18 protein-coding genes, 4 pseudogenes and 1 riboswitch are annotated in these 20,997 nt (G+C 38.8%); of the genes and pseudogenes, 18 read left to right on the plus strand and 4 right to left on the minus strand.

Features of this window, described 5'->3' with window-relative positions:
• Positions 1-77: 77 nt before the first annotated feature.
• The 4 genes and pseudogenes from AC0L6R_RS03070 to AC0L6R_RS03085 all read right to left on the minus strand — a co-directional run bounded on the left by AC0L6R_RS03070 (position 78) and on the right by AC0L6R_RS03085 (position 2,133).
• A pseudogene (locus tag AC0L6R_RS03070) lies at positions 78-847 on the minus strand (SDR family NAD(P)-dependent oxidoreductase).
• Positions 848-901: 54 nt separating this feature from the next.
• A complete protein-coding gene (locus AC0L6R_RS03075) occupies positions 902-1,435 on the minus strand; it encodes a YfiT family bacillithiol transferase (RefSeq protein WP_473269879.1) in 534 nt (177 codons plus the stop codon).
• A gap of 5 nt (positions 1,436-1,440) precedes the next feature.
• Positions 1,441-1,617, minus strand: coding sequence for a ComF family protein (locus AC0L6R_RS03080; protein WP_473269880.1), 177 nt, complete (start codon positions 1,615-1,617; stop codon positions 1,441-1,443).
• Between the two features lie 75 nt (positions 1,618-1,692).
• The gene (locus tag AC0L6R_RS03085) at positions 1,693-2,133 is read right to left on the minus strand and encodes a ComF family protein (RefSeq protein ID WP_473269881.1); all 441 of its coding nucleotides are present in this window, start codon (positions 2,131-2,133) and stop codon (positions 1,693-1,695) included.
• Positions 2,134-2,214: 81 nt separating this feature from the next.
• Between AC0L6R_RS03085 and AC0L6R_RS03090 the strand changes: the two genes are divergently transcribed.
• The 18 genes and pseudogenes from AC0L6R_RS03090 (at position 2,215) to AC0L6R_RS03175 (ending at position 20,992) form a co-directional block, all read left to right on the plus strand.
• On the plus strand, positions 2,215-2,556 hold the full coding sequence (locus AC0L6R_RS03090) for a carboxymuconolactone decarboxylase family protein (RefSeq protein WP_283411946.1): 342 nt from the start codon (positions 2,215-2,217) through the stop codon (positions 2,554-2,556).
• 6 nt (positions 2,557-2,562) lie between these two features.
• Positions 2,563-2,925, plus strand: coding sequence for a hypothetical protein (locus tag AC0L6R_RS03095; protein ID WP_473269882.1), 363 nt, complete (start codon positions 2,563-2,565; stop codon positions 2,923-2,925).
• A 3-nt stretch (positions 2,926-2,928) separates the two neighbouring features.
• Positions 2,929-3,699, plus strand: a pseudogene (locus AC0L6R_RS03100) (exodeoxyribonuclease III).
• 33 nt (positions 3,700-3,732) lie between these two features.
• Positions 3,733-4,134: an ATP-binding protein gene (locus AC0L6R_RS03105; protein WP_283411943.1), complete on the plus strand. Its 402-nt coding sequence runs from the start codon at positions 3,733-3,735 to the stop codon at positions 4,132-4,134.
• Between the two features lie 3 nt (positions 4,135-4,137).
• The gene (gene ybeY / locus AC0L6R_RS03110; RefSeq protein ID WP_283411942.1) at positions 4,138-4,563 is read left to right on the plus strand and encodes an rRNA maturation RNase YbeY; all 426 of its coding nucleotides are present in this window, start codon (positions 4,138-4,140) and stop codon (positions 4,561-4,563) included.
• A gap of 79 nt (positions 4,564-4,642) precedes the next feature.
• Complete coding sequence (mnmG, locus tag AC0L6R_RS03115; RefSeq protein WP_283411941.1) at positions 4,643-6,508, plus strand: tRNA uridine-5-carboxymethylaminomethyl(34) synthesis enzyme MnmG; 1,866 nt, start codon at positions 4,643-4,645, stop codon at positions 6,506-6,508.
• A gap of 124 nt (positions 6,509-6,632) precedes the next feature.
• Positions 6,633-7,409, plus strand: a complete 777-nt coding sequence (locus AC0L6R_RS03120; protein ID WP_473269883.1) for a class I SAM-dependent methyltransferase — start codon at positions 6,633-6,635, stop codon at positions 7,407-7,409.
• A 114-nt stretch (positions 7,410-7,523) separates the two neighbouring features.
• A complete protein-coding gene (locus AC0L6R_RS03125) occupies positions 7,524-8,840 on the plus strand; it encodes an Ig-like domain-containing domain (protein ID WP_473269884.1) in 1,317 nt (438 codons plus the stop codon).
• Positions 8,841-9,544: 704 nt separating this feature from the next.
• Positions 9,545-11,293, plus strand: a complete 1,749-nt coding sequence (locus tag AC0L6R_RS03130) for an AMP-dependent synthetase/ligase (RefSeq protein WP_473269885.1) — start codon at positions 9,545-9,547, stop codon at positions 11,291-11,293.
• A 245-nt stretch (positions 11,294-11,538) separates the two neighbouring features.
• Positions 11,539-12,009 (plus strand): MarR family winged helix-turn-helix transcriptional regulator, encoded by a 471-nt coding sequence (locus tag AC0L6R_RS03135; protein ID WP_473269886.1) that lies wholly within the window; start codon positions 11,539-11,541, stop codon positions 12,007-12,009.
• Between the two features lie 45 nt (positions 12,010-12,054).
• Positions 12,055-14,461: pseudogene (locus AC0L6R_RS03140) on the plus strand (3-hydroxyacyl-CoA dehydrogenase/enoyl-CoA hydratase family protein).
• 60 nt (positions 14,462-14,521) lie between these two features.
• Positions 14,522-15,697 carry a thiolase family protein gene (locus tag AC0L6R_RS03145; RefSeq protein ID WP_473269887.1) on the plus strand — a complete coding sequence of 392 codons (1,176 nt, stop codon included), beginning with the start codon at positions 14,522-14,524 and terminating at the stop codon, positions 15,695-15,697.
• A gap of 88 nt (positions 15,698-15,785) precedes the next feature.
• On the plus strand, positions 15,786-16,028 hold the full coding sequence (locus tag AC0L6R_RS03150) for a four helix bundle protein (protein ID WP_473269888.1): 243 nt from the start codon (positions 15,786-15,788) through the stop codon (positions 16,026-16,028).
• A 158-nt stretch (positions 16,029-16,186) separates the two neighbouring features.
• Positions 16,187-17,976, plus strand: a pseudogene (locus AC0L6R_RS03155) (acyl-CoA dehydrogenase family protein).
• Positions 17,977-18,302: 326 nt separating this feature from the next.
• Complete coding sequence (locus AC0L6R_RS03160) at positions 18,303-18,668, plus strand: GyrI-like domain-containing protein (RefSeq protein WP_473269889.1); 366 nt, start codon at positions 18,303-18,305, stop codon at positions 18,666-18,668.
• The gene (locus AC0L6R_RS03165) at positions 18,665-18,760 is read left to right on the plus strand and encodes a hypothetical protein (RefSeq protein ID WP_473269914.1); all 96 of its coding nucleotides are present in this window, start codon (positions 18,665-18,667) and stop codon (positions 18,758-18,760) included. Before AC0L6R_RS03160 ends, AC0L6R_RS03165 begins: the two co-directional genes overlap by 4 nt.
• A gap of 334 nt (positions 18,761-19,094) precedes the next feature.
• Positions 19,095-19,193, plus strand: a riboswitch (TPP riboswitch).
• A gap of 69 nt (positions 19,194-19,262) precedes the next feature.
• Positions 19,263-19,985 (plus strand): class I SAM-dependent methyltransferase, encoded by a 723-nt coding sequence (locus AC0L6R_RS03170; RefSeq protein ID WP_283411932.1) that lies wholly within the window; start codon positions 19,263-19,265, stop codon positions 19,983-19,985.
• Complete coding sequence (locus AC0L6R_RS03175; RefSeq protein ID WP_473269890.1) at positions 19,985-20,992, plus strand: AIR synthase-related protein; 1,008 nt, start codon at positions 19,985-19,987, stop codon at positions 20,990-20,992. Before AC0L6R_RS03170 ends, AC0L6R_RS03175 begins: the two co-directional genes overlap by 1 nt.
• Positions 20,993-20,997 lie beyond the last annotated feature (5 nt).

Genomic DNA, 20,997 nt, shown 5'->3' on the forward strand with positions numbered 1-20,997 from the left:
GCACCTAATCTTGACTAATTCTGGGGTAAATACTCGTTGGGTTTTTGCCGGTTGGGCATAGGATTTCACTTTAGTGACTATATAACTAATGTCTCATACGAACCAGCATTGATATCAATGCTAGCCCCTGTCAGCGTGATCAGCAAGTCCAGAACAAAGAAGTGTCACCATGGGAGCAATATCTTCCGGCCTAGTTAGATCGGTTAAAGCAATGTCATTCAGTGCGAACTCTTCTGCCATATTCGCCAGGATTTCATCTGCCATATCCGTTCGAGTGAATCCCGGTGCGATAAGAAACGCTTTGATTCCTTGCTTCCCATAATGTCTGGCGATTGATCTTGTCAAACTTACAATGGCACCCTTGGAGGCTGCGTAAGCTATGTAATCTGTTGTATCACCACGAAAAGCTGCTCTCGATGAAATATTTACAATTCTACCATTTTGATTTTTCAGAGCGTGATCTACAAATTCTTTACAAAGAATACCTAGCGCAGTTGTATTAACCTGAATAGTTTCTTGCCAAACTTTGACCCAATCCTCAGTAGGCAAATTATCCGGAGCGGAGCGGGAGATTCCCGCATTATTTACCAATCCCGAGATCTCTCCATATTTTTTCAATCAATTTTGGGATAAAGCCAACGACTTGATTAATATCTGAAAGATCGCATAATTCAATATAAGATGGGTTTGATAACTCACCCTTGAGCTTTTCTGCTTCACTAGCATCCCTATTACAATGAATAATCACTTCAGCTCCGGATTCTGAAAGTTGTTTTGCGATAGCTCTACCAATACCTCTGGATGCTCCAGTGACAAGTATTCGTTGATTTTTGAGAGAAATATTCATATTAGAAATTACTAGGCAAAATGCTTCTTATGGGTGATTGTAAAATCAGGTTTGCTACCATTTTTCACGAATCATCAAATGCTGAATATGTGCTAAATGGTGCTGTGAATGCCACTGATACATAAGCGTAACTTCGGAAAGAGGAACTGAAGATTGTGATTCTGGGTGAAAATACGTTTTCTCAAAATCCTGAGTTTGCATAGATTTAAGTACGATTGCCCATTTCAAATGAATTCCTTTGATAAGCGTGAGTGACTCTGACACCGGAAGGGAGTAATCTTCTAATTTGGCCCATTCAGCTTCATCGTAAGGCTTAATAGTTGGATTTACTTCTGTTAGCGCCAATTTAAAGCGAATTAGCGCATTCATATGGCTATCAGACAGGTGATGAATCAATTGCCTTACAGTCCAGCCGCCCGGCCGATATGGGGTGTTTAACTGTTCTTCAGAAAAACCCTGTACGGTTTCTTCCAGGTACTGAGGAAACATTCCTAAGTATGTAATTGCCTCCTCTAAATTTTGATCTAAAATCAATTCAGGCTTCTGAAATTTGCCTATAGGGTACTTTAATAATTCGATATCAATCATAGTAATTATCCTCCTGCTGCGATAGTAACCAAATCTACATTTTTTGCTCCGTTCGCCAAAAGTACATTTGCACACGCACTCAATGTAGCACCAGTCGTCATCACATCGTCAACTAATAAAATAGATTTACTTGTAATACTAGAATAAGGTGCAATCTGAAAAACATCATCTACATTATACATTCGTTCGAGTCTAGATTTTTGGGTTTGTGTCTCGGTAAATTTTCCACGGAGAAGAGAAAGTTCAAACTTAACGGATCAGGCATCTGAAAGACCAAGCCCAAATTTTTCACTTTGATTATATCCTCTTCGGCTTTGTTTCAATGGATGCAATGGCACAGGTACAATCAGGTCCCAAAATCTAGAAAATCCATTCTCATTTAGAATTTTTCCATACATTAACCCCAATTCTTGGCCCAGTTGAGGCTTATTTCTATACTTCAGCTGATGCAGAAGTTTTTGGCTACTTCCGCCTTTGGTAAATTTCAGAAAGGCCATCACCATCCCGACGGTACTCAATCCTTTTACCTTATCGCACAAATCATTATCAATAGGTCTCAAATGATAACTTGTGACAGGAAGAGTACCCTTACAAACGATGCAGAGATTCTGCTCGGAGTCATAAAGAGATCTTCCACACATTAGGCAATTGCGTGGGAAAACTAAATCCAAAAAATCTTTTACAAAAAATAAACGCATTGTGAAAAAGGCTTGTTCCTATCTGCCAAGGGCAAATAGTGGTATATTTGCTACTTAATTCTTTCCTAAACAGTTAAGTTAATGAATCTCATAGAAGAATTCAACGAGTACCGCAGTCAGATGAATACAAAGATTTTGGCTGAAGACAATAAAATAATCAAGCGTTTATTTAATCTTGACACTAATGCTTATGCTGAAGGATCGGTAGATGTAAAGTCAAAAGAAATGATTGGACTAGCTTGTTCTATGGTTCTGAGGTGCGATGACTGTGTAAAATACCATTTAGGAAAGTGCCATGAAGTTGGTTTAACGAAAGAGCAAATATTTGAGGTATTCTCTATTGCATCACTGATAGGCGGGACAATAGTTATCCCACACCTAAGAAGAGCTGCAGAATATTGGGAAACACTTGAAAATCAATAATTTACAATGTTTAAACGCGATCTATCATTAGAAAAACGTTGGTCCAAACTATTGGAAGGGCTAAAAGAAACCATAGGAAAAAAACCTGCGGACTTAAATGGCGTACTCTTTCTTATTGGAGTTCAAGAACTTGGTCAAGGCAATAGGATATTTAGTAAGGAGCAAAAGCAAGATTTGATGCATATCGCTGTTTGCAAGGTGCTGAGCTATGACGGTTTTTATGAACTTGATTATGTAGATCAAGATGGATGGCCGCATTGGAAATTAGTAAAAGAGCTTCCTCATTTTGATTTGTTGGATCAGGAAAAGCTTTTAAAGATTCGGGTCTTGGAATATTTTGAAAAAGAATATGAAATAATAATTGATTAAATCGTGAAGATAGTATCGTATAACGTAAATGGCATACGTGCCGCAATGAACAAAGGATTTGTAGATTGGCTAAAGCAGGTAAACCCAGAAATAATTGGTTTACAGGAGGTTAAGGCCAATTTAGAACAAATAGATGCGAGGATCTTTTCACGATTTAGGCTACGAAATCTGTCTTGGTACCCAGCTTTCAAAAAAGGATATAGTGGAGTGGCAATATTGACTAAAATAAAGGCCAAAATCTGTAAAGCTTGGAATGGATATTTCCAGAGTGTGACGAGGAAGAGAAGATTACTTCAAGTAGATTTTGAGGATTTCTGATTCTTAAGTGCCTATTTTCCTTCTGGTACAACCGGGGATATCAGACAAACATTCAAATATGAGTTTCTTGATGACATATATGGATACATGCAGGATTTAAGAAAAACTAATCCAAATTTGATTTTAAGTGGAGACTATAATATTTGTCACAAGGCAATAGATATCCATAATCCGAAGTCAAATAAAAACACCTCTGGGTTCCTACCCGAAGAAAGAGCATGGATGGATAAATTCACAGAATCAGGGTTTATTGATAGTTTTAGGACATTTAATGATCAGCCAGATAATTATACCATTGGTGGAGCTACAGAGCAAATTCCAGAGCAAAGAATCTAGGATGGAGAATAGATTACCATATGGCAACTGAACCAATGAAAGAGACGTCTTAGAAGTTCAACCATTTTAGCTGATGCAAAACATTCAGATCATTGTCCAATATTACTAGAAGTAGAATAAAACAGCAGATACTACTCATTGAAAACAATTATGATGAAAAGCATAAAAATTTCCATTCCATCTCTCATTGAGAATATAAAAATAATTGAAAGTTTCATCGACAACGCTCGAGAAAACTTCGAGATCAATGATGATATCTACGGTAATATTATGATATCAGTGACTGAGTGCATCAGTAATGCCATCATCCATGGAAACCAAGGGGATAAAAACAAACTGGTACATTTGGAACTAGCATTAGAAGATGAATTGCTTTTGTTCACCATTCAGGATGAAGGAGATGGATTTGATTACAATGAGCTAAAAGATCCGACAGCACCCGAAAACATTGAAAAGCCTGGAGGAAGGGGTATTTTCCTAATCAAACACCTATCAGATGATGTGAAGTTTGAAGAAAATGGAACCAAGACGGTTTTATCATTTTATATGAACTAAACTATGCCGATAAATTTCTTTGCAGAAGAAGTCCCTTTTTCCTTGAAAGAAAAGAGAAAAAGAAAAGATTGGTTAAAAAAAATTGCAGAATCTGAAAACCACAAAATTGAAGATCTCAATTACGTGTTTTGCTCTGATGAATATTTACTCAACATAAACCAAGAATATCTTGATCATGATACATATACGGATATCATCACCTTTGATAATTCTGAAGAAGAAAACATTATAGAAGGAGATATATTTATAAGTATAGAGAGAGTAAAAGAAAATTCAGCAACACATAAAGTAAAAGAAGAAAGAGAGTTGAGTAGAGTAATTAGCCATGGGCTTTTTCATCTCCTAGGCTACAAGGACAAAACAAAAGCAGAGGCCATCATGATGAGAAGTAAAGAGGAGTTTGCTATAAAATTATTCGAAGAGATTTAAACGTTCCACGTGAAACAGTATTTTCCAAAAGACGAAATACATTCATGTTCCACGTGAAACAGTACAAAAATAGGATACGATGTTTCCAATATATGATGTCATAGTAGTAGGAGCAGGGCACGCAGGTTGTGAGGCAGCACATGCCGCTGCACAAATGGGCTCAAAAGTATTACTATGTACAATGAACATGAACACAATCGCTCAGATGTCATGTAACCCAGCAATGGGTGGTGTTGCAAAAGGGCAAATAGTGCGAGAAATTGATGCACTAGGAGGAATGTCGGGTATTATATCCGACAAATCTATGATTCAGTTTAGGATGCTAAATAGATCAAAAGGACCTGCTATGTGGTCTCCAAGATCTCAGAATGACAGAATGAAATTTGCTGAAGAATGGAGACTCGCCTTGGAACAAACTCCTAATGTGGACTTCTGGCAAGAAATGATCACTGGACTACTAGTGAAGAATGGCGAACTAAAAGGAGTCAGAACTAGTATAGGACTAGAAATCCAAGGTAAAAGTGTCGTACTAACTAATGGAACATTCCTAAACGGACTAATACATATTGGCGAAAAACAATTTGGGGGTGGAAGAACTGGTGAAGCAGCTGCGCGAGGTATAACAGAGCAATTGGTGCAATTGGGGTTTGAATCAGGAAGAATGAAGACTGGCACACCACCAAGAGTAGATGGAAGAAGTCTTGATTATTCTAAAATGGAAGTTCAACATGGAGACGAAAACCCAGAGAAGTTCAGTTATTCTGATAAAACAACAACTCTGAAAGAGCAAAGAACTTGCTGGATTACCTATACGAATAAAGATGTACACTCAAGTTTAGAAGAAGGATTTGATAGATCTCCCATGTTCAATGGAAGAATCCAAGGACTAGGTCCAAGATATTGCCCATCTATAGAAGATAAAATCAATCGATTTGCAGAAAGAGACAGGCATCAAATCTTTGTAGAACCTGAAGGATGGAACACTGTAGAAATGTATATAAACGGCTTCTCCACTTCACTACCTGAGGATGTACAATTCAAGGCTTTGCGAAAAATTTCTGGTTTTGAAAATGCAAAGATGTTTCGTCCAGGGTATGCAATTGAGTATGATTATTTTCCACCAACTCAATTGAAACTAACGTTAGAAACTCAGTTAATCGAAAATCTTTATTTCGCAGGACAGATTAATGGGACAACTGGATATGAAGAAGCTGCTTCACAAGGATTAGTTGCTGGAATAAATGCCAGTCTCAAAGTGCAGGAAAAGGATCCATTCTTATTAAAAAGGTCAGATGCCTATATAGGAGTTCTAATTGATGACTTAATAAATAAAGGCACAGATGAGCCGTATCGAATGTTTACTTCGAGAGCAGAATTTAGACTATTACTTCGCCAAGATAATGCAGATCTAAGATTGACTCAGAAAGGACATGATATTGGACTAGCTTCTGACGAACGTTTGGCCAAAATGAATACCAAAAAAGAAGAAACAGCAAGACTTATCAATGACCTTAAACAGAAAAAACTATCTCCAGTAAGTATCAATACTGGTTTGGAAGAATCTGGTACAGCAATTATCAAGGAAAAAATAACTGCAGAAAAACTTCTCAAAAGACCTCAAATAGGACTTAAAGACCTCAAATCTTTTAATCCAGAAATAAATGAATACCTATCTAACTATTCTATAGAAGTACTAGAACAAGCAGAGATCCAAATCAAATACGATAGTTATATAGAAAAAGAACAGCAAATGGTAGATAAGTTGAGTAACATGGAAAACTTCAAAATTCCATTGAATTTCGACTATAAAGCTATACCCGCACTTTCGACAGAAGGAAAACAAAAATTGACTAAAATAAGACCTGAGACGATGGGTCAAGCTTCCCGAATAAGCGGAGTGACACCAGCAGACTTATCTATAATCACTGTTTACCTTGGAAGATAAAATGCTAGAAAGACTTACAAAATGTCCACTTTGCAAAAGTGGACATTTTCTTAATTCTGAAGAAATTAAAGATTTTGCAGTAAGCCAAGAGTCATTTATCATATGCAACTGTACAAAGTGCGGATTGAAATTTACGAATCCTAGACCAACCGAAGATACGATAGGACCATACTATGATTTTCCTGAATACTTCTCTCACGAGGATAAAGCCAAAAATCTAACCCAGCTTGTTTATCAAAAAGTAAGAAAATATGCTGTTTCCCAAAAAGTAAAACATCTAAATAGCCTAAAGCCTTCCAAAGGCAAATATCTGGATTATGGCTGTGGCACAGGCGAGCTTCTTACCAAAGCAAAAGAAAGTGGATGGAAAGTAAAAGGTATAGAGCCAAATGAAAAAGCGAGAAACCTAGCAAACTCTAAGGTAGATGGAAAAGTCTATGCATCCATTGATGAGCTACCCAAAGGAAGTTCATTTGAGATCATTACACTTTTTCATGTACTTGAACACGTCCATTCACTTAGAAAGACTGTAAAAAAAATTATAAATCACTTAAATTCAGATGGTTATATAATTATTGCTGTTCCAAACCCAGAAAGTCATGATGCTAAAAAGTATCTAGAGCATTGGGCAGGATGGGATGTACCAAGGCATCTATATCATTTTAACCATAAGTCTATTGTAAGCTTCGGAGAGATTTTTGATTTACAACTTGTGAAGCAAATGCCGATGAATTTCGATAGCTACTATGTATCATTATTGTCTGAAGGATATATCAATCCAAATCAATCCTTAGTACAAAAATATTGGAAGGCCATCATGTCAGGCAAAAAGTCAAACAGTGAAGCGCGTAAGACTGCAGGAAATTATTCAAGTAACATATTTGTGTTCCAAAAGAAGTGAAACATTCAAATCTAATCGCACTTTTAATTTTAAGCCTATTGGCTTTATCATGTGCTAAACAAAGTACACCAATGGGAGGGCCTCAAGACGAAGACCCACCTATAGTCACTGGAAATGATTCCAAAAGACCAGAGTCTAAATACAAAACCCAAGGCGATAGTAATCACTTTTGACGAATACATTAAGCTAGACAATGCCAACAAAAACATCCTGATTACTCCAAGAATCAATAAGGATGAGGTAATTATTACAGCTTTAAAAAACACGCTTGAAATAGAATTAAATCAAGAACTTGAAGATAACACAACCTATGTCTTCAATTTCCAGAAATCTATTCAGGATTTATCAGAGGGAAACCCAGCAGAAAATCTAAAACTAGTTTTTTCCACAGGAGAACAAATAGACAGCCTAAGAGTAACAGGATCTGTCAACAGGTATTTTCCAGGGAAAAATGATAAAATAGAAAATGCCATAGTAGGTCTATATGCTATTGATGATACAACAAATGTCTTTATAGCACCTCCATACTATTTGAGTCAAGTTGACACTGCTGGAAACTTTTCCATATCCAACATCAAAGCAGGAAAATACTTTGCTTATGCGTGGCAGGATGATAATAATAGCTTAAAAGCAGAGTATAAATCCGAAGCTTTTGATTTCATAAAAGATACAATCACCATTAACCAAAACATAGAAGGTTTACATTTCAATCTTTCAAAAGGTGATCAAAATCCTATAAACTTACTTCGTTCGTCACCAATAGGTTCTAATTATACTATTGTATTGAACAAGACACCGAATGAAGTACTATTAAAGAATGACAAAATTGGAAGTGAAATATTTTATACCATAGGAGAAAAAAGAATCAATCTTTATTCAAAGTCAATAATAGCAGATAGCATATCATTTAATTTGAACGTAAAGGATTCGGTTGGATATGAAGTTGATTCATTAATCTGGGCCAAATTTGAAGAATCAGAAAGAAAACCAGAGAAACTTACCATATCAGCTAATTCAGGCAAAAATTTTTACCAAAACCTACCCATAGAACTAACCTTTAACAAGCCTATCACAGACATAAATTACGATTCCCTTTATCTAGCTTACGACACAGCCTCTGTTGTTAAGATTTCTCCAGAAATGTTAAGTTTCAAAGATTCTTTGAGAAGAGATGTTTTAAGAATTAATCTGTTGGTTCCGGACTCTATACCCTATGAGACATTTTCACTTAAAGCGGCAGATTCCTCCTTCAGAGATATAGAAGGGCAATACAATGAAGTTGCCTTGAGTGCTAATTACAAAAAGTTGAAAAAAGAAACACTCTCAGATGAAATATCAGGAAAAATTGAAGGATCAGAGGGACCATTTATTGTACAACTTTTGGATAGTAAAGGAGAGCTGATAAGGGAGTCCTATATAAGAAAGCGGTAATCAATTCTCCTTCAAATTAATAGAAGCAGCAAACTATCAAATACGAGTAATAGAAGATACAAACAAGAACCACCGATGGGATCCAGCAAACTTTGAAGAAAAAAGATATGCAGAACGGACTTTCAATTTCTTAGATCCAGAAACAGGAAATGGTAACATTCTAATAAGAGGTGGTTGGATTGTAGAAGATCTAGTGATCAAAGCTACACCTAATACAGGCATAAAAATGGACCAGGATTAGGCGTGGATAAGTACCAAATCAGTTGTGGATAAAAGTGGACTACTTCAGGATAACTGAACACTTTTCCACCTACCAGACACCAGCAATTCTACCAAGCCCCATAATTGGGGAAAAGCCAACAGTTATCCACTAAACAAAATCATTCTATCAACAGCCCTTTTACCAACAGTGAATAATTAAGACCTAATCCACAAAAATTGGGATATTCAATTACTACAATAATTCTCAACGTCTTACATGTGGACAAAAAGAGGATAACCCGTGGACAACTCAACTTTACTATCCCACTAAGAGTGGAGAAGAATAAACCTTCTTCTTTTCCACAAATCCACAGTCCTAATAACCTTAGTAAAGAATTTTTTTAAAAATCTATTTTACAACTATTATAAAAAGAGAGCGTGGATAACTCTTTGTAATGGCCTCACATTTTGGTAATATTATAAAGTACCCAAAATGACAAACTATGAAGCCATCCAGACTTTTTGATTTGATTCCTTATCAGATCGCTACTTACAATAAAGAGATAGCTCTTTCGAAGAAAGAAAATGGCGATTGGAAATCATTTTCATCGAGAGACCTAAAAGAAATAGTAGACAACCTAAGCTTAGCTTTTTTAAAGGTCGGATTGAAAAAAGATGAAAAAGTTGCGATAATTTCTGAAAACTGTCCAGAATGGAATTTCATTGATTTTGCCCTACAGCAGATCGGTGCTATTTCTGTACCCGTTTATCCTACAATCACCTCTTCAGATTTTGAATATATTTTTGATCATGCCGAAGTCAAAATGATTTTCGTTGGTGATCAGGAGATTTATGATAAAGCCAAAGAAGTAAGCGGAGATCGATTAATTTATAGTTTTTCTACAATCGAAGGTGCAATATTCTGGGAGGATTTCTTGGCGATAGGTGTAAATGAAAGTATTGAACCGTTAGAGCTGTTGAAAGAGACAGTAATGGGTGAGGACATGTTCACCATCATTTACACTTCTGGCACGACTGGGCGGCCAAAGGGTGTAATGCTTTCACATAATAATGTTCTTTCGAATGTATTATCCATTGCTGCGATTATGACTCCTGATCGTGGCACTTCCCGAGTACTTAGTTTTCTTCCGCTTTGCCATATATATGAGCGCACAGGTTCTTTCTGTTTTATGTACTTGGGTTTCTCTATTTATTACGCTGAGAGCTTAGAAACTTTGGGGGAATATATGAAAGAAGTCAAACCGAATGCATTTAATACAGTTCCTCGTCTTCTAGAGAAAATCTATGACAAGATAGTAGCTAAAGGCTATGAGCTATCAGGGATTAAAAAACAGCTTTTCTTCTGGGCATTGAATTTAGGATTGGACTATGAACCTGGTAAAAAAATGGGAGCTTGGTATGATTTTCAGTTGAAAATGGCCAATAAACTGATTTTTAGTAAATGGAGAGAAGCTTTAGGAGGAGAAGTACTTCAAATTAATTCCGGTGCATCAGCTTTACAACCTAGGTTAGCTCGGGTTTTTTGGGCTGCTGGGATCAAAGTGTGTGAAGGTTATGGCTTAACAGAGACTTCTCCTGTAATTTCAGCATCTGTCTGTACAAATGAAGAAATGAGAATAGGATGGGTGGGGAAAATTGTTCAGGATGTAGAAGTAAAAATCGCTGAAGATGGCGAAATCCTAGTCAAAGGTCCCAATGTAATGCTAGGTTACTATAAGCAACCCGATATGACCGCAGAAGTACTTCAAAACGGCTGGTTTCATACCGGTGACATTGGTGAGCTAGACGGATCTTTCCTGAGAATCACCGATCGTAAGAAGGAGATGTTCAAAACGTCCGGAGGCAAATATATTGCGCCTCAGCTGATGGAAAATAAATTCAAGGAATCCACGCTGATAGATCAGTTGATGGTCGTGGGTGAAAATAAAAATTATCCAAGCGCATTGATTGTGCCTAGTTTTGAAGGATTGAAAGACTATTGCAAGCATAAAGGCATTCCTTATACCACTGATAGGGAAATTATTCTCAAAGCCGAAATCGTTGAAAAGTACGATCGAGAAATCGAACAAATCAATAAGTACTTTGGTAAATGGGAGCAGATAAAGCGATTCAAGCTTTTGCCGGAAGCTTGGGGAATAGAATCAGGAGAATTGACTCCAACAATGAAATTGAAACGCAAAGTCATCTTGCAGAAATATGCCAAAGAGATTGAGCATATTTATCATGAATGAAATCCAACCAAGTAGATTTTACTATTTATTAACATTAATATATCCTTTTACTTAGGGAGTTTTTTCTTATTAATTATTCTGTTTTTAAGTGAAATATTTGCTTTATCACAATAATTGCAATGAATTACCTAGGTATTCAAGGCGATAATTTGTGATGCATGCATAACTTTTTTCAAATATAGTATGCATGCATACATTATTTTTAGTAGATCAGTACTCCTCGAGAATTGGAGAATTCCGTAGAGATGAAAAGAGAAGAAACAGTTGATTATCATATAAAAAGTGCCTGGCGTGCGATTTCCAGAATGTACAATCAGCAAGCTGCTGAGGAGGGATTTACTACAGCTATTGGATTTGTGCTGATCAATATCAATTCTACAGAAGGTACGCCTGCTACTAAAATTGCCCCAAAACTAGGTCTAGAGACTAGGAGTTTGACCAGAATGCTGAAAACAATGGAGGAGAAAGGAATGATTTACAAAATGCCTGACCCGATAGATAAGCGTTCTGTGAGGATCTTTTTAACAGATGAAGGCAAGAAGAAAAAAGAAAGGTCAGTGAATACAATCAAAGAATTCAATGATCAGGTGCGGGAAATCGTAACTGAAGATGAGCTTCAGGATTTCTTCAAAGTATTTGAAAAAATTCAACTGGTGATAGATCAAGTACAGACCGCCAAAGGAATAGATGTCAACAAACCAATCTTTGAACTATAAACCATATAACGACCACAAGGTATAAACTACCAAAAGCCCAAAATTATGAACAGAACCATTAAGAAAGTTGCCATTTTAGGTTCGGGTGTTATGGGATCCAGAATTGCCTGTCATTTTGCTAATATCGGCGTGCAAGTGCTTTTACTGGACATAGTACCCTTTGAACTTACCGAGCAAGAGCAGAAAAAAGGACTGACCAAAGAAGATCCAATAGTCAGAAATCGAATAGTGACCAGTGCTTTGCAAAGCACACTAAAGTCAAATCCATCGAGCTATTTATGACAAGGCATTTGCTTCCAGGATTACTACAGGAAATTTTGATGACGATCTCCCAAAAATCAAAGATTACGATTGGGTGATGGAGGTGATCGTTGAGAGACTTGATATCAAGCAGTCTCTTTTCGAAAAAGTAGAAAAATACAGAAAGCCAGGTACACTGATCACTTCCAATACTTCCGGTATTCCTATGCACATGATGTGTGAAGGAAGATCCGAAGATTTCCAGGAAAATTTTGCAGGTACACACTTTTTCAACCCACCTAGATATTTACGCCTATTAGAAATCATTCCTGGACCAAAATCTAAGCAGAAAAACATAGATTTCTTGATGGAATATGGAGACAAATTCCTAGGCAAGGAAACCGTTCTTTGTAAAGATACTCCAGCATTTATTGCTAATAGAATTGGTGTTTACGCGATTATTTCTGCAATGCACACCATCGAAAAAATGGGCTTAGGTGTATCTGAAGTTGATAAATTGACTGGAACACTAATCGGCCGGGCAAAATCTGCTACGTTCAGAACAATGGATGTGGTTGGTTTGGATACTACGGTTAACGTGGCCAATAACCTTTACAAAGCCTTACCAAATGATGAGTCTCGTGAGAAATTCAAACTTCCGAAAATCATGGAAGTACTGTACGAGAAAAAATGGTTAGGCGACAAAACTGGATCTGGATATTTCAATATGATCCGACACAAAGACGGAACAAAAGAATTGAAGGAAATTGATTTTGAAACCTTTGAGTACAAAGATCTAGAAAAGCCAAAATTCAAAGCGTTGGAAGCTGCTAAGGAGTTTGAAGACTTGAAAAAGAGAATCAAATTCTTAGTGAATTTTGATGACAAAGCCGGAGAATTCTACCGAGCCACTTTCTATGATTTGTTTAAGTATTGCTCCAATAGAATCCCTGAGATAGCTGATGAACTATTCAGAATAGATCAAGCAGTTTGTGCTGGATTTGGATGGGAACTCGGGCCTTTCGAAAACTGGGATTTACTCGGTGTGAAAGAAACGGTTGAAAAAATGGAAGCTGCTGGAGAAAAGCCAGCTGCATGGGTTTATGAGATGCTTGAAGCAGGAAATGAATCTTTCTACAAGGTAGAAAACGGTAAGAAGCACTACTACGACATTCCAAGCAAGTCCTATAAGGAGGTACCAGGAATGGATGATTTCATCATTTTGGATACACTTAAATCTGCTGGAAAAGTCATTTGGAATAACCCTGGAGCATCAGTCTATGACTTAGGCGATGATGTGATCGGTTTGGAATTCCATACTAAGATGAATTCAATGGGAGCTGAAGTGATCGAAGGGATCAACACAGCCATTGGAATGGCTGAGAAATCATACAAAGGCCTAGTGGTAGGTAATGAAGGTGCTAATTTCTCAGCAGGAGCAAATCTAGCCATGCTATTTATGTTCGCTGGAGACCAGGACTTTGATGAGATCAATTTGATGATTGCACAATTCCAGAATACCATGATGCGCGCGAGGTATTCTTCCGTTCCCGTGGTAGTTGCTCCACACAATATGGCATTGGGTGGTGGTTGTGAACTTTCACTCCACTCAGATCACATTCAGGCGCATGCAGAATTGTACATGGGCTTGGTGGAAGTTGGAGTTGGATTAATCCCTGCCGGTGGTGGTACTAAGGAAATGACCTTGAGATTTTCCAATGCTGTAAAATCCGGAGATGTAGAATTGAATAGGCTGCAGGATGCATTTATGAATATCGCCATGGCAAAAGTTTCTACCTCAGCGGAGGAAGCCAGAAACTTGGGCTATCTGAGAAAGGATGATGGAATTACCCTCAACCGAAATCGACAATTGGCGGAAGCGAAATCGAAAGTCATTTCTATGGATGAAGCCGGCTATACTCAGCCAATTGAGCAAACAGATATTCGTGTACTTGGAAAAGAGTCATTGGCACTTTTTGAAGCTGGAATCACTGGAATGAGGTATGGCGCATACATATCTGAGCATGACGCTTTGATTGCCAAAAAACTAGCCTACGTAATGTCTGGCGGGGATTTGTCCTCGCCAACTGAAGTTTCTGAGCGATACTTATTGGACTTGGAGCGCGAAGCATTCTTGAGCTTGACTGGTGAAAAGAAAACGCTGGAGAGAATCCACAGTATTTTATTCAAAGGAAAACCGCTTAGAAATTGATGTCTAAAGTACTAAGTACAATGTACCAAGTAACTCAATACTCAAAAAACTCGAAATAACATGGAAGCATATATAGTAAATGGATATAGATCAGCGGTTGGAAAGGCCAAAAAAGGTGGATTCAGATTTTACCGCCCAGATGATCTAGCTTCAGATGTGATCAAGCATCTGGTAGCAAATACGCCAGGATTAGAAGCCAAAATGGTGGATGATCTGATCGTAGGAAATGCCGTTCCGGAGGCGGAACAAGGAATGCAAATGGGAAGAATGATTTCTCTTCTTGCTTTAGGAATAGAGAATCCTGGCTTTATCGTCAACCGTTATTGCGGTTCTGGAATTGAAGCTATTGCCTTGGCTGTTGGAAAAGTGAAAGCCGGAATGGCAGATTGTATCATTGCTGGTGGTACAGAATCTATGTCTATGGTGCCAATGATGGGTTACAAAACTGTCCTGAATTACAAAATAGCTACTGAGCATCCTTCCTACTACATCAGTATGGGTTTGACTGCAGAGGAACTGGCAAAGGAATACGAAATCACTCGCGAAGAATCAGATGCTTTTTCGGTCAAATCTCATGAAAAAGCCATTGCTGCTATTGCTGCTGGCAAATTCAAAGATGAGATCGTTCCTGTAGAAGTGGAAGAAACGTACCTCGATGAAAAAGGCAAAAAGAAAACCCGAAAATATGTAGTGGATACGGATGAGGGACCTCGTCCTGGAACGACCATGGATGTTCTTTCAAGTTTGAAACCAGCGTTTAAAAATGGCGGGCAAGTAACAGCGGGTAATTCCTCACAAACTTCTGATGGAGCAGCTTTCGTAGTAGTGATGTCAGAGCGAATGGTGAAGGAATTAAACATAGAGCCAGTTGCTAGAATGATGTCTTATAGTGCAGCAGGAGTTGATCCAAGAATTATGGGAATTGGACCTAAAGAAGCTGTTCCGAAGGCACTGAAGCAAGCCGGATTAACTCTAAATGACATTGACCTGATCGAACTGAATGAAGCGTTTGCCTCACAGGGATTATCAGTAATCAAGGCGCTGGACCTCAATCCAGATATCGTAAACGTAAATGGTGGAGCTGTTGCTCTTGGTCATCCGCTGGGATGTACCGGAGCTAAACTTTCCATACAGATGTTCAATGAACTCCGACGCCAGAATAAGAAATACGGACTAGTCACTGCTTGTGTTGGTGGTGGTCAGGGTGTTGCCGGAGTCTATGAATTGTTGAAATGAGTATAAAGACATAAGACGTTAGACATGAGAAAGTAGAATCTAACGCTAGTCTTTTCAATATGATTGTTCCAATTTATCTATATCAATCATGCACAATTACAAAGAATTATTTGTCTGGAAGAGAGCAATTAAACTATGTGCTCACATTTATAAGTTAACTGCAGATTTTCCTAATGAGGAACGATTTGGCTTGATTTCCCAGATGCGAAGAGCTTCTGTTTCTGTTCCTTCCAGTATTGCTGAAGGAGGAGGGAGAAGAACTGATAAGGTGTTCGTGCATTTTCTTGGTATTGCTCATGGTTCAATCTGCGAACTGGAAACCCAACTCTGATGTAAGTATAGAATTGGAATTTACTGATTTAGAAAAAATTGATTTTGTCACAAGCGAAATCACTGAAATACAAAAAATGCTGTACGCACTGATTCTAAAGTTCGATGCAAAATCGAGCTAAGTCTTATGGCTAGCGTCTAAAATCTAACGTCTTTAACATGGCTACAAAATCAACCCAAGGAGGAGAATTCCTCATCAAGGAAACAGATGCGCAAGACATCTTTATTCCAGCAGAATTTACCGAAGAGCAAAGAATGATGGCTCAGGCCTGTCAGGATTTTATCGATACGGAGATCACCCCTTATGCACAGGAGATCGATAGCATGAAAGATCCTGATTTAGTCCCACGCATTTTCAAAAAAGCAGGAGATCTTGGTCTTTTGGGAATCACAGTTCCAGAGGAATACGGAGGAATGGGGATGAGTTTCAACACATCCATGTTGATCGCGGATATTATTGGTGCAGCGGGTTCTTTTTCTACAACCTACGGAGCACATACGGGGATTGGAACACTGCCTATTTTGTATTACGGTACAGAAGAACAAAAGAAAAAGTACCTTCCTAAGCTTGCTACTGGAGAATGGGCAGCATGTTATTGCCTTACTGAACCAGATGCAGGTTCAGATGCAAATAGCGGTAAAACCAAAGCGACTCTATCTGAAGATGGTAAGACATACCACCTGAACGGTCAGAAAATGTGGATCTCAAATGCTGGTTTCGCAGTATCTTTCTCATTGTGTTTGCCAAAATCGAAAATGATAAAAACTTGACCGCCTTCATCGTAGAGAAGTCACTTGGCGGAATCACAATGAATGAAGAGGAAAAAAAGATGGGAATCAAGGTTCTTCCACCCGTCAAGTATTCTTTAACGATTGCCCAGTGCCGGTGGAGAATATGCTTTCTGATCGTCAAAATGGTTTTAAAATCGCTGTAAATATCCTAAATATCGGTAGAGTAAAGCTCGGAGCTGGTGTACTTGGCGGAGTTAGAACGGTGACCTCCCATGCGATCAAATATTCCACAGAGCGTAAGCAATTCGGAGTGAGTATTAATTCTTTTGGTGCGATTAAATCCAAACTCGCAGAAATGGCAACCAAATCTTACGTCTCGGAAGCACTTTGCTACCGAGCTGGACAGGATATTGAGAATAAGTATCAATGCGCTCGAAGCAGAAGGAATGGCTGCTAATGAGGCAAAACTGAAGGGTGTTGAGGCTTTTGCGATTGAATGTGCCATCGCCAAAGTGCAGTGCTCTGAAGTGCTGGATTATGTGGTCGATCAGGGGGTACAGATCTATGGTGGAATGGGCTACTCTGCGGATGCGCCAATGGAACGTGCATATCGTGATGCTAGAATATCTAGAATCTATGAAGGCACCAATGAGATCAACAGAATGTTGATGGTAGGTATGCTCCTGAAGCGAGCGATGAAAGGAGAGATTAATATTTTCGATCCAGCAATGGCAGTTTCCAAAGAACTGACCTCTGTTCCTTCATTTGAGACAATTGATACTTCTGAGCTATTTGCAGCTGAAAAAGAAGTTCTGAAAAGCTAGAAAGTATTCCTGATGGTTGGTGGCAAAGCTGCCATGGCCCTTCAGGATAAAATTGAAGATGAGACAGGAAATCATGATATGAACCTTGCTGACGTGATGATAGAAATCTACGCAAGTGAATCTGCGATCCTTCGTACCGAGAAATTGGTTTCAATGAAAGGCGAAGATGTCTGCAAGAATCAAATTGCCATGGCGAAGATCTATCTTTCTGAGGCGGTTGACAAAATCAATACAGCTGCGAAAGAAGCCATTGGTAGTTTCACCAAAGGCGATGAGCAAAAAGTAATGCTTATGGGTTTGAAGAGATTCACCAAGACTGAACTTTATAACACCAAGGAATTAAGAAGACAAATCGCTGATTTTATGATTGATCAGGGAAAATATCCGTTCTAAGTTGTGATAACTTGAGTACCAAAGCCTCCGAAATGAAAGAGTTCGGAGGCTTTTTTGGTTTTATCCGCAGAGTCCACAAATAAAATGCGGAGAGCACAAGTCCTTAATTTTTCGAGCGAATGAGGGCTCAATTTTGACCTAATAGTATTTCATAATGATCTAATTCATGAAAAAGCTGCTCTAGTTCTATTTTTTGATGACCGAACTGATAGAAATGAAGATCAGAGTCTGTAATTATCTTAAAGTTTGACTGGGATCATAGAGTCCTTTTTGGTTTAACTTGCCTCTTTAAATGACTAAAGCTTTTAACAGTAACCAAAAACACGATGCACAGTATAGCCCCTTTTAAAATTATAGGAATTACCACACGAACTTCTAATTCTTCCGGAAAAGCAGCCGAAGACTTAGGAGCTCTTTGGGGAAGATTTTTTGAAGAGCAAGTTGGAGCAAAAATTTCAGGAAAACTTAATGACGATATTTACGCTATCTATACCGATTATGAATCTGACTATACTGGAGAATATACTTGCCTAATAGGATATCAAGTATCTCGCTTAGAAAATGTAGCCAAAGGCCTTGTAGCCAGAGAATTCGATGGAGGCAGGCATATCAAGTTTGTAGCTGCTGGAAAAATGCCTGAGGCAGTCTGTCCGAAACTTGGCAGGAAATCTGGTCCAAGGATTCTGAAATAGACAGAAAATATACTTCAGATTTTGAAGTCTATAGCTCCAAATCGCAGCAAGGAGATAATTCTGAGGTTGATATTTTTATTGCAGTCAAGTAAGGATTCCTGGTAGATTGCCCGCTAAAAAATAGTTGTTGACTCAGGTTGGGAGTCGCAGAATTCCCACTACCTTAACAGGAATCAGTTACATCATTTCTCAAATGAAACTATGGCAAAGCAACCAGAAGGTAAACCTAAGAACGATAAATCTGCGGCTACCAAAACGTTAAAGGAAAAGCGTGCTGCAAAGGCCGCTAAAAAGGAAAGTAAGAAAAATAATTAGTCAACAAACAGAGGTCACAAGCCTCTGTTTTTTTATGCTAGCCATTTTAACTAAAATAGCCACAGGTGTGGTGAGAGAATTTTACGGCTAAGAAAAATCACCTATATTTGAATCAATTGCACGGGGTGCCTTCCTTTTGGTGAGGCTGAGATAATACCCGAATTACCTGATTTGGATCATGCCAACGTAGGGATGCTAAAGCCAGAAAACGCCTTTGTTTTCTCTTGGTTGTCTGACCGCAGGAATTGCAGTTAACATTTTTGCAACCTTAAATTCCCTATGGAACTAGAGAAAAAGAACTTTGAATTACTGCCCGACGCGCAGAAAAACTGGCAAAATCGACCTGAGTGGTTTTTCAACCGCGCACACACAGATACTTATGAGCTATGGTACGAAGGGCGATACAAGCGCGCCGAAGTCTGGCAAAAGAAGGTCATGGAGCAGTTGGTGTCCAAAGACAAGCGAGTAAAGACACTCTTGGAATTCGGCTGTGGCACCACCCGTTTTACACGTTGGTGGAAAGAAATTGGCATTAAAGCTACAGGAGGCGATATTTCTCCACTGATGCTATCCCAAGCTATCCATTTGTTTGATGGTGATTTGGTAATGGCTGATTCCCATTACATGCCTTTCAAGGATCATACCTTCGACTCGCTGGCATTCATCACTACGTTCGAGTATTACAAAGATCCTGTGAAAGTAATTCGTGAATCTGCCCGTGTTGCCAAATATGGTATTGCAATGGGAATGATGAATCGAAATTCACCAAAGGTGCTTAGGAGAAGAGTTCAGCAGGCTTTTGGTAAAAACCCGTTCTATGTCACGGCTACTTTTTACACACCAGCGACGCTCATTAAGATTATTGAGGAAGCTTTGGAAGGAAGAGATTACACAATTGAATGGTCATGTACAGGTCTGCCAAAATGGTTTCCTGTCCAGCAATGGAGTGTTCCGTATGGCGACTTTTTCGGATTATATGTCAAGTTGAATGATGTAGAATAATGGCAGATCAACTCGGTAAAATCAACTTTGAAGGGTACCAAGATTTACTCGCAGGTAGATTTGGAGCTGCTCGAAAAGAAGTAAAACAAGGCCCTGCATTCGGTGTAGACGTCGCTATTACGTCCCTTCCGGGAGGTTTGGCGATGGCGACTACAAGCGATCCACTTTCCTTGATTCCCTCTTTGGGATTGCAGGAGTCCGCCTGGCTCAGTGTGCACCTCATGGCCAATGATATGGCTACGACAGGCTTTACACCGCAGTATGGACAGTTTGTCTTGAATTTGCCGGATACACTTTCCAATGCCGATTTCAATACCTATTGGAGTTTTATCGATCGATATTGCCACGAAATCGGGGTTGCTATCACAGGAGGCCATACTGGATTTGTTCAGGGACAAAATTCGACTTTTGCCGGAGGAGGTACGTTGATCACCATTGCAAAAGAATCCGAAATGCTTTGCTCCACAGGAGCTCAGGAAGGGGACGCCATTTTGGTGACGAAATCCTGTGCATTGACAGCTACAGCTATATTGGGGATGAGTTTTCCCCAAACTATCAAGCAAAAGCTTGGGATGGAAATTTACCATTCTGCGTGTGAGCAATTTCACCAAACTTCCTCGCTTCAAGATGCACTTTGCGCAGCTGGAACGGATAAGAAATACCCGGAAATCCATGCCATGCATGATGTCACTGAAGGTGGGGTGTTGGGTGCAATCTATGAAATGCTTGTAGCTTCGGATAAGGGCGGTGAAATTGACATTGACCAATTACCAATTGGCAATGTAGCTGCAGCGATTTCAGAATTGTTTGGGCTGGATCCAAGATATTGCGTAGGTGCTGGATCCATGGTCATTGCTTGCGATGGCAATAAATCTGAGGATGTGATCAAGCGACTTGCTGAAATAAATATTCTCTGCACTCAAGTGGGAAGAGTGACTGAAAGTATAGCAGGCATTCAAATCCAAAAATCAGGGATTACCTCTCCCTTAGTCTATATGGAGACTTGATCCCT

This window comes from Algoriphagus sp. 10J20-15 (genome assembly GCF_055809615.1).

Coding starts and splice junctions, on each gene's coding strand:
- AC0L6R_RS03085 (WP_473269881.1), bottom strand. CDS start 2,133: ATGCGTTTATTTTTTGTAAAAGATTTTTTGGATTTAGTTTTCCCACGC.
- AC0L6R_RS03170 (WP_283411932.1), top strand. CDS start 19,263: ATGGAACTAGAGAAAAAGAACTTTGAATTACTGCCCGACGCGCAGAAA.
- AC0L6R_RS03075 (WP_473269879.1), bottom strand. CDS start 1,435: ATGATTGATATCGAATTATTAAAGTACCCTATAGGCAAATTTCAGAAG.
- AC0L6R_RS03125 (WP_473269884.1), top strand. CDS start 7,524: ATGATTCCAAAAGACCAGAGTCTAAATACAAAACCCAAGGCGATAGTA.
- AC0L6R_RS03135 (WP_473269886.1), top strand. CDS start 11,539: ATGAAAAGAGAAGAAACAGTTGATTATCATATAAAAAGTGCCTGGCGT.
- AC0L6R_RS03145 (WP_473269887.1), top strand. CDS start 14,522: ATGGAAGCATATATAGTAAATGGATATAGATCAGCGGTTGGAAAGGCC.
- ybeY (WP_283411942.1), top strand. CDS start 4,138: ATGCCGATAAATTTCTTTGCAGAAGAAGTCCCTTTTTCCTTGAAAGAA.
- AC0L6R_RS03150 (WP_473269888.1), top strand. CDS start 15,786: ATGCACAATTACAAAGAATTATTTGTCTGGAAGAGAGCAATTAAACTA.
- AC0L6R_RS03130 (WP_473269885.1), top strand. CDS start 9,545: ATGAAGCCATCCAGACTTTTTGATTTGATTCCTTATCAGATCGCTACT.
- mnmG (WP_283411941.1), top strand. CDS start 4,643: ATGTTTCCAATATATGATGTCATAGTAGTAGGAGCAGGGCACGCAGGT.
- AC0L6R_RS03095 (WP_473269882.1), top strand. CDS start 2,563: ATGTTTAAACGCGATCTATCATTAGAAAAACGTTGGTCCAAACTATTG.
- AC0L6R_RS03175 (WP_473269890.1), top strand. CDS start 19,985: ATGGCAGATCAACTCGGTAAAATCAACTTTGAAGGGTACCAAGATTTA.
- AC0L6R_RS03160 (WP_473269889.1), top strand. CDS start 18,303: ATGCACAGTATAGCCCCTTTTAAAATTATAGGAATTACCACACGAACT.
- AC0L6R_RS03080 (WP_473269880.1), bottom strand. CDS start 1,617: ATGTATAATGTAGATGATGTTTTTCAGATTGCACCTTATTCTAGTATT.
- AC0L6R_RS03090 (WP_283411946.1), top strand. CDS start 2,215: ATGAATCTCATAGAAGAATTCAACGAGTACCGCAGTCAGATGAATACA.
- AC0L6R_RS03105 (WP_283411943.1), top strand. CDS start 3,733: ATGAAAAGCATAAAAATTTCCATTCCATCTCTCATTGAGAATATAAAA.